Here is a 14,092-nt window from a genome sequence, read left to right on the forward strand (position 1 = left end):
CTGACAACGAGATTGACATCGCTGCCGCCGGCTTGCGCCGGAGCGTCCTAACTTCGCTTCAGATCCTCGACCAGCATCGCTGTAGCGTGGCGCGCAAGCGCCTGGGTCGGGGCGTTGGTATTGCCGCTGGTGATGTTCGGCATGATCGAGGCGTCGATCACCCGAAGTCCGTCAACCCCGCGGACCCTGAGCCTCGCGTCGACCACCGCTCGCTCATCCCGACCCATCCGGCACGTTCCGACAGGGTGCCACATCGTCGTCACGACACGCTTCACCCATTCGCCGATCTCCGCGTCCGACTGGATGTGCGGGCCGGGATCCATCTCTTCCTCGATCACCGACGCCAGCGACTCCTGGGCCATGACTTCGCGGATCGCCCGCACCGATTCTACCGCGGCTCTCAGGTCTTCCTCCTCGCCGATGAAGTTCGGATTGATGAGGGGCATCGACGTCGGGTCGCTATCGGCCAGCCTCACCCAGCCACGGCTCTTGGGCTGCAGCACCACGAGTTCGAAGGTGACGCCCGAGCGGTCGCCGGTCGGGCCGAGTTGCTCGTTCAAGATGATAGGAGCGTGATAGCATTGGATGGTGGGGTCGGCGGCGAAGTCTGACGGATTCCAGTGGGTAACAGTCTCGATGCCGTTGCCTGACGCCGGGCCGTCCTTGGTGACGAGATACCGCAGACCCGCCTTGATGGTGCCGAGCCCCTGCGCGGCTGCCTGATAGCCGAGATCGCCCTTCACATAGGCGCGAACCGGGACCATCGGGTGGTCGTGGAGGTTTTCGCCCACGCCCGGAGAATCGACGATCACCGCGATGCCGTGTCGCCGCAGCTGCTCGGCGTTGCGTTCCTGCGCCATGAAGACGGGAAGCAGGTCTTCATACGACCATTTGCCGGTGTCGCCGACCGCATCCTGCCACGCGGCGAAGTCGCGTATCTGGCCACGAACGTAGCACATCGCGTTGATCGAGGAGCCGCCGCCGAGCACTTTGCCTGAGCGATATGCTCTCTTCTTGCCGTGCTGGGGAATCGTCTCGTATTTCCAGACATGCCGGTCGTGGACCAAGATATTGGCGAAGCCGGCGGGGATGTGGATGAACGGATCGCGATCCATGTCGCCCGCTTCGATCAGCGCGATCGACGCATCGGTGTGTTCGGCGAGATAACTCGCAACGACGCAGCCGGCCGCGCCCGCGCCGACAATGACGATGTCGTACCTCTCCTGGGACATCTGCATCTTTCTCTTTCGCACCATTTTTGGTCCAAGCGATGGAACGCCGTCGCGGCCTTCAAGCCGCTGTGCGCCTGTCCGATGCCGAACGCGTAGCGAGTTGCTCCTCAGGCGCGTTCAGGACTGTCGTCGTGAGCAGGACAGCGGCGGCGAGAACCCAGTAGTACCAGGCGTCGAGCCCGGCGAATGCGAAGGCAAACGGGGCGACGACAAACACCACGCCGACGGCGCGATCGACCCAAAGGTGAAGCCAGTAGGGAATGATGCGGACGAGCCCGGTGGGATGGTCGGTCAGGGCGGCCAAGAGCAGCGCAGCCGCGCCGGCAATGACCGAAAGCCACATTGCGGCCGGCTTGCTCTGGCCGAGCTCCAGCACGAACGGCGCTGCGATCAAGACGATCGCGACAGGGTAGTCGATCAGGTAAGCGTGAATGGACTTGGTGACGAAGCGAAACGACATCGATGACTCCTACTTGTTTGGACTTGTCTGGTTGCTTGAGCGGCTCCTTACGCGAAGAGCGCATCCACCCAAGAGGATGATCAGGGCGATTACGCCGTCCCGCGCCGGCAAGCACTCCATGCAACCGTCACAGGTCAGCCCGGTTGGACGAACAGTACGCAGGCATGCCAACCATCAGAAATGCCCGGTCGTTATCGTTTCCATTCCACTCGCCCAGCGCCGTGGAAGCGGGTTAGTGTGGCGTCAGCCACAGCAATCATGCGCTCGCGGGGCATTCGGACCAGTCCGCTGCCGGGTTTGACGCGCGTTGATCTTCACGCGCCAAGTCGATGGCATCGATTCCATAGCCACCGGTCATTGGACGATCGAGTTTCGCGGTCGTACTTTTTGCTCACCTGCAAGGGAAATGCACACCACACACACACAAGGAGGTGGACCATGAAGGCAATCGTCGTAGCGGATCAGGCCGCGGGAACGGCCGGGATGACGCTCGTCGAGCGGCGCGAGCCGCAGGCGGCGATCAACGACGTCGTAGTTCGGGTTCATGCGTCGGGATTTGTTCCGACCGAGCTGACGTGGCCCTCGACCTGGACCGATCGCCTCGATCGTGACCGAACACCGTCGATCCCCGGCCATGAGCTGGCTGGAGTGGTGACCGCCCTCGGCTATGGCACGACGGGGCTGTCGGTGGGACAGCGGGTATTCGGCGTCGCGGACTGGTATCGCGACGGCACGCTGGCCGAGTATGTGGCAATCGAGGCACGCAACCTCGCGCCGCTGCCGGGTGACGTCGACTTTACGGTGGGCGCGAGCCTGCCGATCTCGGGCCTGACTGCATGGCAGGGACTGTTCGAGCACGGCCGCGTTCAGGCGGGGCAGAGCGTCCTCGTGCACGGTGCGGCCGGCGCAGTCGGGTCGATGGTGACGCAACTCGCACGAGAGGCTGGCGCCTACATCATCGGCACCGGACGCGCCGCCGATCGGCAGAAGGCGCTCGACTTCGGCGCGAAGGAGTTTGTCGATCTCGAGACCGACGCCCTCGAAGACGTCGGCGGAATAGATCTGGTGTTCGACGTCATCGGCGGCGACATCGGGAAGCGTTCCGCGCGGCTGATTCGAGCCGGAGGACGGCTGGTGTCCATCGTCGGGCCGGCTGAGGCACCGCCCGCCGACGTCCTCGCGGTCGATTTCGTCGTCGAGTCCAATCGTGCCCAGCTGAGTGAGATCGTCCAGCGGGTAAGGGACGGACGGCTGCGGACGAACATCGGCAACATCGCAACCCTCGACGAGGCCGTCGCTGCTTTCAATCCGAGCAGGCGGATCAGCGGGAAGACAATCATCCGCGTTCGTCCCTGAACGCGCGTTCGATGCCGGCCCGCACGCGTCCTGTCGGCCGCCCGCGGCAAGCCAGGAAACCGCCCACGGCACCCGGCACGAGATTTCCAACGCGCACCATCGCTGCGGTACTTCGAGCAGAGAGAGCGAAAGAACTCGTTCTCTCAACCCATCCCTTCGCGCATAGGAATCACCATGACTAACGGAATAGCCATGACCAACGCTGTCATCGAATGCATCCTCGGCCGCAGCGCCGCCAAGTACTACGACCCTTCCGCCACCCTGAGCGACGACCTCATCCGCGAGCTCGTGCGAATCGGCACCACCGCGCCGACATCCTTCCACCTGCAGAACTGGCGCTTCATTGCGGTGCGCTCGCCTGAAGCCAAGGCCCGGCTGCGTCCGATCGCTTGGGATCAACCGGCGATCACCGAGGCAGCCGTTACTTTCATCGTCTGCGGCCAGCTGGCCGATTCCAGCGTAGTACCGGAGCGCCTGGCGCCCCTGGTGGAAGCCGGCATCATGCCGGCAAAGATGGTGCCGGAATGGGAAATCCCCGCACGCGATCTCTACATGGAGTACCCGCAGCGCCAGCGCGACGAGGCAGTTCGCACCGGCACGTTCGGCGCGGCCGCGATCATCTACGCGGCCCGCTCGATAGGACTTGGTTCGACGCCAATGATCGGTTTCGATGCCGACAAGGTGCACCGGGAGTTCGGACTGGCCAAGGATGAAGTCCCGGTCATGCTGTTGTCCGTAGGGGCTCTGCGTTCGGGAAACTGGGCACAAAAGCCGCGCCGTCCGGTGGCTGACGTGTTGGATCTCGTTTGACTATCTGTGAACCCAGCATTTTACGGAGCTTATGATGCCAAGAACTGCGGCCTTAAAGCCGGAACGGGTGCCGGCCGATTCGAAACCGACCCTCGATATGTTCACCAAGAACATCGGGTTCACTCCAAACATGATGTCGACCTTCGCGGCAAGCCCGATCGCGTTCAACTCATGGGCCACCCTCCTCGGCTCGCTCAGCAAGGCGCTCGACGTGAAAACGCGCGACAGCATCGGCCTCGCCGTCTCCGAAGTGAATGGCTGCGACTACTGCCTGACGGTTCACAGCTTCACGGCCGAGCATATGGCAAAGCTGCCGGCGAATGAAATCATTCTCGCCCGGATGGGCCATGCCAGCGATCCCAAGCGGGATGCCGCCATCCAGTTTGCACGCAAGGTGATCGTGACCCGCGGCAAGGTCAGTGATGCCGATCTGAAGGCCGTCCGCGATGCGGGCTACACGGATGCCAATATCATGGAGATCGTCGCGCTGGTTGCGATGTACTCCCTGACGAACTTTTTCAATAATGTGTTCGATCCGGAGAAGGACTTTCCTGATGTTGCGCCGGCTGGCTCGATCTAGGCTCGATCCAGGCGCATCGACCATTTCCAAGGCTGCTTGGCCCCTCTGTTTGATGCCACCGTAACGCCGAGGCTACCTGTTCACTAACGAAAACGACGAGCACGTGCGGGACGAACTCGAACGTGCTTCGCCTTCCGCTGATGCTCATGGTCGAACCGGCGAGACTGTAATGTATGGCCGGGAGCCTGCCTCGCGGAGGCAGGCTCGAACGGCGAACGGGCGATCGGCCTGTTCAGGAATGATCCAATAGGCTGACGATTCGACCCGATCTCATCGCGCTTTAGCGACGCAGGACGGGATATCCATTCACATAAATCCAGTCCGTGGCCTGGGCCGGCACGTGGCACCCCTGGCAATCGGAATGGTAGTCCGTCGAGGTGGTCTTGAGCGGCTTGTCGGCGTCGAACCACGACCATCCCCACCCGTCGCCCCACAACGGGTTGCCGGGGTGCGTTCCCTTGCTGTCTTTCACCATGACGAACCAGCCCTGGAGCTTGTCGGCGTGGCTCACCGTGCCCGTGGTCATCTCGTTCGTCGAAGTCGCGAAGACCTCTTTCACCAGAACGGCGCCGTCCGGGAAGTGGCCCGTCTTCCGATAGGCGTCGATCGCCCCCGGGGATGCGTAGACGGCGTGCATTTCCTTCGCGCCCTGGCCGCTGTCGGCGGCAATCGCCCAGCTGCCGAGCGCTTGGTAGAGGGTTCGGTAGTCCGCCGGCACGCGCAGGTGCCCGGCGGCGTCCACCACGTTCACGGTCGGGCCGGCCGGAGTAGCTCCGCTGATCTGCGCGAGCGCTGCCACGGTGCCGGCGACCAGCGAGACGGCGACAGCCAGGCCGGCAGTCCTCGATAATTTCATGGGGGATCTCCTGTGCTGCTCGCACGCGGCATGGTGACTCGGCGCAGCGGCCTCGATCACTGTTTCATTCGCTGTGGAGCCGACCGCGTGTGCCCGGCGGATCCAGGCAGTCCCAAAGATCGGACGCAGCCGGCGAAATTAAAAATTCCCTTTGGACATGCATTCGATAGGCGCGAGGTATCGTCGTCCAAAAGCGCCGTGCGCCGGCGTCCCATCCGTCCGCGATCAGCCGTCGAGGAGCGCGCCGTACTCGGGGTGCCGCGCGGCATAGGCGGACATGAACGGGCACTTTGCGATGACTCGTTTCCCGTCGCGTCGCAACGCTTCGAAAACGCCATGCGCCAGCCTCGATCCGTACCCCAGGCCGGATCGCTCTTGCGGCACCTCCGTGTGAAGCAGGACGACGCGTCCGTCTTCGATCGTGTAGTAGGCGACTGCGAGCAAGCTGTCGCCGAGGGGCATTTCAAACCGGCTCATTGCCGGATTGTCCCGGATGTCGCTTTTCACCTTCGGCCTCCCTCACCTGGATGCCGAAGCGACCCGGCGCAGCGACGCCAGGATTTGCGCCGGCTCCTCCCGTATTGTGAAGTCGGGCTCGACGAACGCGCTGCGGATCCGGCCTTCTGCGCCGATCACGTAGGTCGCGGGAATGGGCAACATCCACGTCGATGACCCGTGCCGGGCGCCGAAGTCGAACCCTAGCCTGGAATAGTGCGCCTTGGTCTCGTCGGGCACCCGGAACAGCACGCCATACGACATGGCAACGCCGTAGTCGACGTCCGAGAGCACCTTCAGCTCCAGGCCCAGGCTTCGCTTGAGCTGCCGCGGAAAGTCCCTCGTCTCGGGGGTCACGACCGCGAGGGTCGCGCCGATGCTCTCGAACTCATCCTTCGCGGCCTGGAGGGCGCAGAGCTCAGCGGTGCAGAACGGACACCAGCCGCCTCGAAAGAAACTCAGGACGAGGGGTCCGTTGCGGCGCAGTTGTTCGGAGGAGTGGAGACGGCCGTCGGCGTCCGGCAGCAGGAAATCCGGCGCGTGGTCTCCGACCTTCAACGCGTGCGATGCCACGCCCGTATCGCGGAGCCAGCCGACGAGGTGGTTGTATGACTCCCAGTCCGCGCCGCTGAACGTCGTCAGCAGTTCGGTGCGCATCCGGGCGAGTGTCTTGTCGGTCTGGCTTAGCATCGGTGGGAAGTTGTCAAGCTGAGGATCGATAGGCTGGCAACGGTCGGCCGGCGGCGTGCGTGTGGTGGTCATGCGGGCGCCCTTGCCACCCCGGAGACCGTTGCGCGCGACACCCCCCGGTCGACTTCGAACGACCAGTCGCGAAGGCGCGCGACCTTGACGAAAGCGTCAAGCGCCGGCGAGTAGCGGCGCCCCTGCACGGCCAGTAGCCGCACCTCCCGCGACACCGGGGAGCCTTCGAGTGGAATGGTCTTGAGTGTTGGGAGGCGAGGCATGTGCTCGGGCGCCAGTATCACGCCGAAGCCAGCGGCGGCCATGTGCTGAAGGTGCAGGTCGTGACCGCTGCAGTGGCCGAGTTGGGGCGGCTCCTCGGGGAAATACGACTGCTGGATCTTCACGGCGACGTCGCAGTCGGTGCGTTCCAGCAAGATAGTCTCACGGAGGTCGTCGACGCCGATCGAGAGGCGGTTTGCGAGCCGATGGGTCGGCGCAAGAACCGCGACGTAGCGCTCCTCGAACAGCGACCAATCGTCGATGCGGTCGGGCATGTCCTGCACATCTCCGACCATTGCCGCGTTGATCTCCCCCTCAAGCAAGAGGTCGACGAGCTTCTTCGCCGCGCCCTCGCGCAGCTCGACGTGAAGTCCGGGGACGAACTTCGCGATCTCCGCGATCGGATCGAGGATGAGCGAGGCCGAGATGGATGGCGCGAGGCCGATCTTCAGTGGCGCGACGTCCTTGCGCTGGAACTCCTGGGCTCGGCGACGCACCGCCTCCGCCGAGGCCAGTGTGCGCTCCAGCATCGGAAGGACCTCCTTTCCAAGATCGGTGAGCTGCGTCAGCTGGCGCTCGCGGTAGATCAACTGGCCGCCGAGCTCCTGCTCGAGCTTCTGCACCCCCTTGGTCAGGGCGGGCTGCGTGACATTGCACTGCTCGGCCGCGCGGGTGAAGTTGAGTGTGGACGCAACGGCGAGGAAGTAGCGAACCTGATGAAGCTCCATGGCGTTGTGTTTCTCCGTCAAGGTGCGGCTGCCGATACCGACGAGCCTTCCCGACGACGTGACGGGCACGTCGAATCATAGGGCGTAGATGCTACTTGCGTGCACGCGTTGGAACGGCCGGCCTGTTGTTTTGGACGCACGGACACGCTTTCAGGAGCTTCTGAGAGCCGGGCCGGTGCGCTGCGAGGTGGGCCGCGAACCGGACGGGCTGGGGGCGAGCCAGAGTCCGGAGAACCGCCGCTCCGCGGCTCGCGCCATCCGCCGGCCGGCCGTCGCAAAGAGTTCCGCTCGGCGAGTCTCGCCGAAGGAACCGCCACTTCCGCCGCAGCGAGCCACGCGTCCTCCGGTCAATCCGATAACGGTCGGCTATCGACTCCATGGCGATAGGTGATTTTCCTTTCGGCCGTCATGGACCCAATCTTCAACCTATATCGTCCGCCGCTCAGACGAGCCGATGCCGTTGTTCCGTTGAAAGATCGCAGGCCAGGAGGTCCGATATGCAAATCTCCGATATGCAAATCAAAGATACAATCGGCGTTTCATTGCCCGGCTCTGTCGAAGTCCCGCCGCTGGAGGATGTGGTCGTGCTCGCGGACAGCGCCGGCGTCGCGCTCGGCGTGGAGCGAGTGTTTAGCGCAACGGTGCGAGGCACCCGTAACGGCGGCAGCGGTCTCATCGCATCCAGGTATGTGGAGATCCCGCTCGTCGGGGCCGATGGCGAGGTCTCGGGGATCTTGTGCCGTACCGGCGCGTTCTCCGACGCGCGTGGTGTGGTCGCCCCTCGCAGGCGGAAAACGGTGAGCGCCCTAGCGGACGTGGCGCAGTTGCTCGTCCACGACGTCAACAACCTCCTTGCCGTGATCGACAGCGGCCTGTTGCTGCTCGAGGGCCGGAGCGACGCCGCGCACCGAAAGGCCATCCTTGGCCAAATGCGGGAGGCGATCGCGCGAGGCGCGTTGTCCAGCCGGCTCCTCGACGCCGAGCAACCATGTCCCAGGCCGATCGACGGGTTTGTCTCAGGCACTCGCCTCGCAACGGTCGCGGGTACGCTCTACTGGACGTTGCCTCCGGACATCGCGGTCCGCATCGACATCGCTCCAGACTTGTGGGCCTTCAATGCCGACCCCGGGGAGCTGTACTTCGCTTTGCTGGACCTTTGCCGAAACTCGGCCGATGCCATGCCAAGGGGCGGCACGATCTCCGTCACGGCGCATAACGTCGAATCCTCCGCTGACGCGGCCCGGGGATTCGTCGAGATCGTCGTCGCCGACGACGGGGACGGCGTGCCCGAGAGGGTCCTCCCGCAGGTGCGTCTCTTCCTCCCGCGCGTGCACGCAGCCGGGCGCCCCGGCACTGTTGTCGGCACGGAGATCGCGTACACGCCCTCACCCAACGGCGGAGTATTTCACGTTGTAAGCCGAGCGACAGCTATGGCGGCATCTTAGCCGGCGCGAACACCTGGAAGCCGGCTCAGCGAGTGAGCCATGATCTCGCCCGGCTGCCTCGACCATCCGTTCGACCGCGCGACAGCGGCTCATCGAAAAGGCGCCGCGGAGCGCCGGCATGCAAGCGTCATGGCCCGCCGGATGGTGAACAGGAGATCTTTCGATGATTCTACCTGCCGGTACGACAGTAGCAGTCGCCGACGGCGAGACGATCCGCATGTTCCACAACACGGGCGTGAAACCCGGGGTGCACCTGGTCGAGATCACGGTGGCTTCGCCCGCGCGCGCCCACGCAGGCTCGGGTGCACGGCATCAGGTCGGTGCCGCCAACCCCGATGGCAGGCGGCTCGTCGAAGATGACTTCGCGGCGGCGACGGCAGCATTCCTGAACAAGCTCAGCATGGACGGGACCATAGAACATCTGGTCGTTGTCTCCGACCCGAGGACCCTGGGTGAGATGCGCAAGCACTTCCACCGCGACCTGAAAGGCAAGATCATAGGTGAGCTCGCGAAAGACTTCAGCCGACGACCGCTCGAGGACATCGCCTCACTGATCGCTGACGCCTGACGTGCCTCTGCAAGCGGCTGCCAGCGCAAGCCTGTCCAGCCAAAGCCTGCGCGAATAGCCAGGGCCCCAGTTTTGAGACCAGCGGCGAGGCGACCTAATGGCTGATCATCCATGGGCGTGCGGTGGGAAAGCCCTTCGCGCCGCTCCGCGTCTTCGTCACCAACCGTCCCGGCTTCTTCCTGCCGGTCGAGCAACAGCCGCAGCCCGGGCCGTGCGCGGCTTTGTACTGGTCGAGCGTCTTCGGCGCGTGGCGGCTTTGCTCGTTGGTGGCCTGCGCCTTGCGCTTGTCCGCGGGCATGCAGAAGAACGCCGGCGCGGTCAGGATCACGCGCGGCGATGACGTTTCGCATTGCGGACAATCCTGCGGCTGGTCGCATTCGGCCATCGGCCGCATGTCGGTGAACGGGCCGCAATCGTTGCAGAGATATTCGTAAACAGGCATCTTCGTATCCTTGCGCATTTTCCTGTGAAGCTCCCCGCGATGGATGCGGGGCGGCAAGAACGCGCCGTCCCGCACCCTTCGCGCAGGGATCACTCAAAGCATCACTTGTCGGGCGAGATCGGCATCTGGATGTCACCCTTGATGTGCTTGATCGGACCGGCCGATGCCGGCATCACGTCGAAGTCGAAGATCTCCGTCGGCAGCCACAGCGTGGCGCAGGCATTGGGCACGTCGACCACGCCGGAGATGTGGCCCTGGCACGGCGCGGTGCCCAGGATCGAATAGGCCTGCGCGCCCGAGTAGCCGAACTTCTTCAGATACTCGATCGCGTTGAGGCAGGCCTGACGATACGCGATGTGAACGTCGAGATAGTGCTGCTTGCCGGCCTCGTCGACCGAGATGCCTTCGAAGATCAGATAGTCCTTGTAGTTCGGCGTGATCGGCGACGGCTTGAACACGGGATTCTTGATGCCGTATTTCGAGACGCCGTCCTTGATGACATCGACCTTGATGTGCAGCCAGCCGGCCATCTCGATGGCGCCGCAAAAGGTGATCTCGCCGTCGCCCTGGCTGAAGTGCAGGTCGCCCATCGAGAGCCCGCCGCCCGGAACATAGACCGGGAAGTAGATCTTTGAACCGCGCGACAGATCCTTGATGTCGCAATTGCCGCCGTGCTCGCGCGGCGGCACGGTGCGGGCGCCTTCCAGACCGATCTTGGCCTTGACGTCACCCTTGGCCTGCCCCGCATGCGCGGTCGGCGCAAACGGCGGATTGGCCAGGCCCGGCACGCGGGTCGGATTGGTCGCGATCAGCTCGGCCTCGCGCGCGTTCCAGGCCGCGAGCATCTTCGCGTCGGGCAGACAGCCGATCAGGCCGGGATGGATCAGGCCGGCGAAGTTGACGCCGGGCACGTGCCGCGACGAGGTGTAGAGGCCCTTGATGTCCCAGATCGACTTCTGCGCCAGCGGGAAGTGATCGGTGAGGAAGCCGCCGCCGTTCTGCTTGGAGAAGAAACCGTTGAAGCCCCACAGGCTCTCCTTCAGCGGGCCGACGTCGAGCAGGTCGACCACCAGCAGATCGCCGGGCTCGGCGCCCTTGACGCCGATCGGGCCGGACAGGAAGTGCACGATCGACAGATCGATGTCGCGCACGTCGTCGGCCGAGTCGTTGTTCTTGATGAACCCGCCGGTCCAGTCGACGGTCTCGATAATGAAATCGTCGCCCGGGCTGACCCACTCGACGATCGGAACCTCCGGATGCCAGCGGTTGTGGATCTTGTCGTTTTCATAGGCCGACTTGCTGAGATCGACCTTGATCAGTGTATCTGGCATCGCAATGCTCCCCTTCGTTTACTGGTGACTAGACAGACAGGTACTTCGAGATCTGCGCGGCATCGACGCTGTCGCGCGGATCGTCACGGACGATCTCGCCGTTCTCGATGACGAGCACGCGGTCGGCGATGTCGAGCGCGAAGCTCAGGACCTGCTCGGAGACCACGATCGACAGGCCGCGCTGGTCGCGGATGCGCTTCAGCGTCCGCGCCATGTCCTTGATGATCGACGGCTGGATGCCCTCGGTCGGCTCGTCCAGCAGCAGCACCTTCGGCTTGGTCGCAAGCGCCCGGGCGATCGCGAGCTGCTGCTGCTGCCCGCCGGAGAGATTGCCGCCGCGGCGGCCCTTCATCTCCAGCAGCACCGGAAACAGTTCGTAGATGTCGCCGGGCACTTCGGAGCCGCCGGACACCACGAGCCCGGTCTCGATGTTCTCCTTCACCGTCATGGTGGAGAAAATCATGCGGCCCTGCGGCACATAGGCGAGGCCCTTCGCGACCCGCTCATAGCTCTTCATGGTGCCAAGCTCGGCGCCGTCCATGGTCACCTTGCCGCTCTTGGCCGGCAGGATGCCCATCAGGGACTTCATCAGCGTGGTCTTGCCCATGCCGTTGCGCCCCATGATGGCGACGATCTCGTTGGGCGCGACCTGGACGTTGAGGCCGTGCAGCACCTCGCTCTGGCCGTAGGCGACGTGAAGATCGGAGATTGCCAGCATCGATAGCTCCTAGAACGGGATACTTGTCTTCACCTCTCCCCATCGGGGAGAGGTCGGCGCGCAGCGCCGGGTGAGGGCCTTCAGGTCCCACGAGTGAGCGAGACCCCTCACCCGAATTGCTTCGCAATTCGACCTCTCCCTTCGGGAGAGGTGAACCGAGGTCGCTGCAGGAGCTCGACCAACGTCGATCATCTCTCAATGCCCCAGATAGACTTCGATCACCTTCGGATCGTTCTTGACGTGCTCCATCGTCCCCTCGGACAGGATCTGGCCCTGATGCAGCACCGTCACCTTGTGGGCGATGTCCTCGACGAACTTCATGTCGTGCTCGATCACGAGAACCGAACGGTCCTTGATGATGCGGTTGAGCAGCTCGGCGGTCTTGGCGCGCTCGGAGACGCTCATGCCGGCGACCGGCTCGTCGAGCATCAGCAGGTCCGGATCCTGGATCAGCAGCATGCCGATCTCGAGCCACTGCTTCTGGCCGTGGCTGAGCTGATCGGCGTAGGTGTTGAGACGATCCTTCAGGAAGATCATCTCGGCGACCTCCTCGACCCGCTGCTTGACCGCGTCGTCGCGCTGGAAGGCCAGCGAGCCGAACACGGTGCGGCCGCGCGGGTATGAAATCTCGAGGTTCTCGAACACGGTGAGATCCTCGAACACCGACGGCGTCTGGAATTTGCGCCCGACGCCGGCCTGCACGATCTCGTTTTCGCGCAGCCTGGTCAGTTCCTGGCCGCGGAACTGGATCGAGCCCGACGTCGCCCTTGTCTTGCCACAGATCAGGTCGAGCACCGTGGTCTTGCCGGCGCCGTTCGGGCCGATGATGACGCGGATCTCATTCTCCTCGACATAGAAGGAGAGATCGTTGACGGCCTTGAAGCCGTCAAAGGAGACGGTGAGACCGGAGACCGCGAGCAGGAATTCTTTTGGCTGATGACCGATGAGCACGATGATCCCTCCTCATTCGGCCGGTGCGCCGTCGGCGACATAGCCGGCCGCCGATTTCGGTTTGCGTGACGCCAGCAGACGATCGATGCGGGGCTGGACATGATCCGCCCAAATGCCGGAGAGCCCGTTCGGGAAGGCGAGCACGACCGCGATGAACAGGGCGCCGAGGCCGAACAGCCAGAGCTGCGGGAAGGATTCCGAAAGGCTGGTCTTGGCGAAGTTGACCAGCAGCGCGCCCCATACCGCGCCGAAGATCGACATCCGGCCGCCGACCGCGGTGTAGATCACCATCTCGATCGAGGGCACGATGCCGACGAAGGACGGCGACATGAAGCCGACCTCGAGCGTGAACATGGCGCCGCCGATCGCGGCGAACACCGCCGCGGCACAGAACGCGAAAATCTTGAAGTTGGCGACGCTGTAACCGGAGAAGCGCACGCGGTCCTCCTGCTCCCTCATCGCCACCAGGATGCGCCCGAGTTTTGTCAGCCGGATGAACTGCGCGGCGACGATGCATCCGAACAGCAGCACAACCTCGACGAAATACAGAATGAACTTGGCGTGATCGGTGCGGATGTCCCAGCCGTGCAGCGTGCGCAGATCTGTGATGCCGTTGATGCCGCCGGTGTAGCCCTGTTGCCCCACAATCAGGATGGTGAGGATCGCGGCGATCGCTTGCGTGATAATCGCAAAGTACACGCCACCGACCCGACGCTTGAACATCGCAGCGCCGATGATCAGCGCGAAGAACGCGGGAACCAGCAATATCGCCAGCAGCGTGATCGGAAAGCTGTGGAACGGCTTCCAGAAGAAGGGCAACGAGGTGAGCTGGTTCCAGTCCATGAAATCGGGGATGCCTGGCGTCGACTGGATCTTGGTGTTCTCGACGCTGGATGCCTCGAGCTTGAGGTACATCGCCATGCAGTAGCCGCCGAGGCCAAAGAACACGCCCTGCCCCAGGCTCAGGATGCCGCCATAGCCCCAGCACAGCACGAGGCCGATGCCGACGAAAGCGTAGGTCAGGTATTTGGCGACCAGGTTGAGGCGGAAGATATCCAGCGACAGCGGCAGGATGACAAACAACAGCACCGCGAGCGCAAGGAAACCGAGCAGTTCGGAGCGATTGAAAAAGCGCGAGTTGATGATCATGACCACCT

16 protein-coding genes are annotated in these 14,092 nt (G+C 63.7%); 5 read left to right on the forward strand and 11 right to left on the reverse strand.

Annotated features, from left to right (window positions below):
• Window positions 1-47: 47 nt before the first annotated feature.
• Both XH93_RS33375 and XH93_RS33380 read right to left on the reverse strand, forming a co-directional pair.
• Entirely contained in the window at window positions 48-1,232 is a 1,185-nt protein-coding gene (locus XH93_RS33375; protein WP_194470724.1) for a GMC family oxidoreductase, read from the reverse strand.
• A 58-nt stretch (window positions 1,233-1,290) separates the two neighbouring features.
• Window positions 1,291-1,692: a hypothetical protein gene (locus XH93_RS33380; protein WP_194470725.1), complete on the reverse strand. Its 402-nt coding sequence runs from the start codon at window positions 1,690-1,692 to the stop codon at window positions 1,291-1,293.
• Window positions 1,693-2,130: 438 nt separating this feature from the next.
• Here XH93_RS33380 and XH93_RS33385 point away from each other — a divergent pair, with 438 nt between their 5' ends.
• The 3 genes from XH93_RS33385 (at window position 2,131) to XH93_RS33395 (ending at window position 4,438) form a co-directional block, all read left to right on the forward strand.
• Entirely contained in the window at window positions 2,131-3,048 is a 918-nt protein-coding gene (locus XH93_RS33385) for an NADP-dependent oxidoreductase (protein ID WP_194470726.1), read from the forward strand.
• A 192-nt stretch (window positions 3,049-3,240) separates the two neighbouring features.
• On the forward strand, window positions 3,241-3,858 hold the full coding sequence (locus tag XH93_RS33390) for a nitroreductase family protein (protein ID WP_210340413.1): 618 nt from the start codon (window positions 3,241-3,243) through the stop codon (window positions 3,856-3,858).
• Window positions 3,859-3,892: 34 nt separating this feature from the next.
• Window positions 3,893-4,438: a carboxymuconolactone decarboxylase family protein gene (locus XH93_RS33395; RefSeq protein WP_194470728.1), complete on the forward strand. Its 546-nt coding sequence runs from the start codon at window positions 3,893-3,895 to the stop codon at window positions 4,436-4,438.
• A gap of 280 nt (window positions 4,439-4,718) precedes the next feature.
• Here the strand turns inward: XH93_RS33395 and XH93_RS33400 are convergent, their stop codons facing one another.
• The 4 genes from XH93_RS33400 to XH93_RS33415 all read right to left on the reverse strand — a co-directional run bounded on the left by XH93_RS33400 (window position 4,719) and on the right by XH93_RS33415 (window position 7,549).
• Entirely contained in the window at window positions 4,719-5,294 is a 576-nt protein-coding gene (locus XH93_RS33400; protein ID WP_194470729.1) for a cytochrome P460 family protein, read from the reverse strand.
• 225 nt (window positions 5,295-5,519) lie between these two features.
• The gene (locus XH93_RS33405; protein ID WP_246799362.1) at window positions 5,520-5,801 is read right to left on the reverse strand and encodes a GNAT family N-acetyltransferase; all 282 of its coding nucleotides are present in this window, start codon (window positions 5,799-5,801) and stop codon (window positions 5,520-5,522) included.
• Window positions 5,802-5,813: 12 nt separating this feature from the next.
• Window positions 5,814-6,551, reverse strand: coding sequence for a peroxiredoxin-like family protein (locus XH93_RS33410; protein ID WP_194470730.1), 738 nt, complete (start codon window positions 6,549-6,551; stop codon window positions 5,814-5,816).
• Window positions 6,548-7,549, reverse strand: coding sequence for a LysR family transcriptional regulator (locus tag XH93_RS33415; RefSeq protein WP_246799363.1), 1,002 nt, complete (start codon window positions 7,547-7,549; stop codon window positions 6,548-6,550). Before XH93_RS33415 ends, XH93_RS33410 begins: the two co-directional genes overlap by 4 nt.
• Before the next feature lie 428 nt (window positions 7,550-7,977).
• Here XH93_RS33415 and XH93_RS33420 point away from each other — a divergent pair, with 428 nt between their 5' ends.
• Both XH93_RS33420 and XH93_RS33425 read left to right on the forward strand, forming a co-directional pair.
• Entirely contained in the window at window positions 7,978-8,925 is a 948-nt protein-coding gene (locus tag XH93_RS33420) for an ATP-binding protein (RefSeq protein ID WP_246799364.1), read from the forward strand.
• A gap of 163 nt (window positions 8,926-9,088) precedes the next feature.
• Window positions 9,089-9,493 (forward strand): host attachment protein, encoded by a 405-nt coding sequence (locus XH93_RS33425; protein ID WP_194470731.1) that lies wholly within the window; start codon window positions 9,089-9,091, stop codon window positions 9,491-9,493.
• A gap of 94 nt (window positions 9,494-9,587) precedes the next feature.
• On the opposite strand, the gene XH93_RS33430 is transcribed toward XH93_RS33425, so the two are convergent.
• From XH93_RS33430 to urtC, 5 genes are all read right to left on the reverse strand, one after another.
• Window positions 9,588-9,935, reverse strand: coding sequence for a zinc ribbon domain-containing protein (locus tag XH93_RS33430; protein WP_139485336.1), 348 nt, complete (start codon window positions 9,933-9,935; stop codon window positions 9,588-9,590).
• Window positions 9,936-10,036: 101 nt separating this feature from the next.
• Window positions 10,037-11,266, reverse strand: a complete 1,230-nt coding sequence (gene fmdA / locus XH93_RS33435) for a formamidase (RefSeq protein WP_194470732.1) — start codon at window positions 11,264-11,266, stop codon at window positions 10,037-10,039.
• A gap of 28 nt (window positions 11,267-11,294) precedes the next feature.
• On the reverse strand, window positions 11,295-11,984 hold the full coding sequence (gene urtE / locus XH93_RS33440) for an urea ABC transporter ATP-binding subunit UrtE (protein WP_194470733.1): 690 nt from the start codon (window positions 11,982-11,984) through the stop codon (window positions 11,295-11,297).
• A gap of 195 nt (window positions 11,985-12,179) precedes the next feature.
• Window positions 12,180-12,935, reverse strand: a complete 756-nt coding sequence (gene urtD, locus XH93_RS33445) for an urea ABC transporter ATP-binding protein UrtD (protein WP_194470734.1) — start codon at window positions 12,933-12,935, stop codon at window positions 12,180-12,182.
• A gap of 12 nt (window positions 12,936-12,947) precedes the next feature.
• Entirely contained in the window at window positions 12,948-14,084 is a 1,137-nt protein-coding gene (gene urtC / locus XH93_RS33450) for an urea ABC transporter permease subunit UrtC (RefSeq protein ID WP_194470735.1), read from the reverse strand.
• Window positions 14,085-14,092 lie beyond the last annotated feature (8 nt).

Source organism: Bradyrhizobium sp. CCBAU 51753, from assembly GCF_015291565.1.
Classification (GTDB): domain Bacteria; phylum Pseudomonadota; class Alphaproteobacteria; order Rhizobiales; family Xanthobacteraceae; genus Bradyrhizobium; species Bradyrhizobium ivorense.

What these genes read in the sequence shown, in the direction of transcription:
- XH93_RS33420 (WP_246799364.1), top strand. Translation starts at nt 7,978, where the DNA reads ATGCAAATCTCCGATATGCAAATCAAAGATACAATCGGCGTTTCATTG.
- XH93_RS33430 (WP_139485336.1), bottom strand. Translation starts at nt 9,935, where the DNA reads ATGCCTGTTTACGAATATCTCTGCAACGATTGCGGCCCGTTCACCGAC.
- XH93_RS33380 (WP_194470725.1), bottom strand. Translation starts at nt 1,692, where the DNA reads ATGTCGTTTCGCTTCGTCACCAAGTCCATTCACGCTTACCTGATCGAC.
- XH93_RS33375 (WP_194470724.1), bottom strand. Translation starts at nt 1,232, where the DNA reads ATGTCCCAGGAGAGGTACGACATCGTCATTGTCGGCGCGGGCGCGGCC.
- fmdA (WP_194470732.1), bottom strand. Translation starts at nt 11,266, where the DNA reads ATGCCAGATACACTGATCAAGGTCGATCTCAGCAAGTCGGCCTATGAA.
- XH93_RS33385 (WP_194470726.1), top strand. Translation starts at nt 2,131, where the DNA reads ATGAAGGCAATCGTCGTAGCGGATCAGGCCGCGGGAACGGCCGGGATG.
- XH93_RS33390 (WP_210340413.1), top strand. Translation starts at nt 3,241, where the DNA reads ATGACCAACGCTGTCATCGAATGCATCCTCGGCCGCAGCGCCGCCAAG.
- XH93_RS33400 (WP_194470729.1), bottom strand. Translation starts at nt 5,294, where the DNA reads ATGAAATTATCGAGGACTGCCGGCCTGGCTGTCGCCGTCTCGCTGGTC.
- urtC (WP_194470735.1), bottom strand. Translation starts at nt 14,084, where the DNA reads ATGATCATCAACTCGCGCTTTTTCAATCGCTCCGAACTGCTCGGTTTC.
- XH93_RS33425 (WP_194470731.1), top strand. Translation starts at nt 9,089, where the DNA reads ATGATTCTACCTGCCGGTACGACAGTAGCAGTCGCCGACGGCGAGACG.
- XH93_RS33395 (WP_194470728.1), top strand. Translation starts at nt 3,893, where the DNA reads ATGCCAAGAACTGCGGCCTTAAAGCCGGAACGGGTGCCGGCCGATTCG.
- XH93_RS33410 (WP_194470730.1), bottom strand. Translation starts at nt 6,551, where the DNA reads ATGACCACCACACGCACGCCGCCGGCCGACCGTTGCCAGCCTATCGAT.
- urtE (WP_194470733.1), bottom strand. Translation starts at nt 11,984, where the DNA reads ATGCTGGCAATCTCCGATCTTCACGTCGCCTACGGCCAGAGCGAGGTG.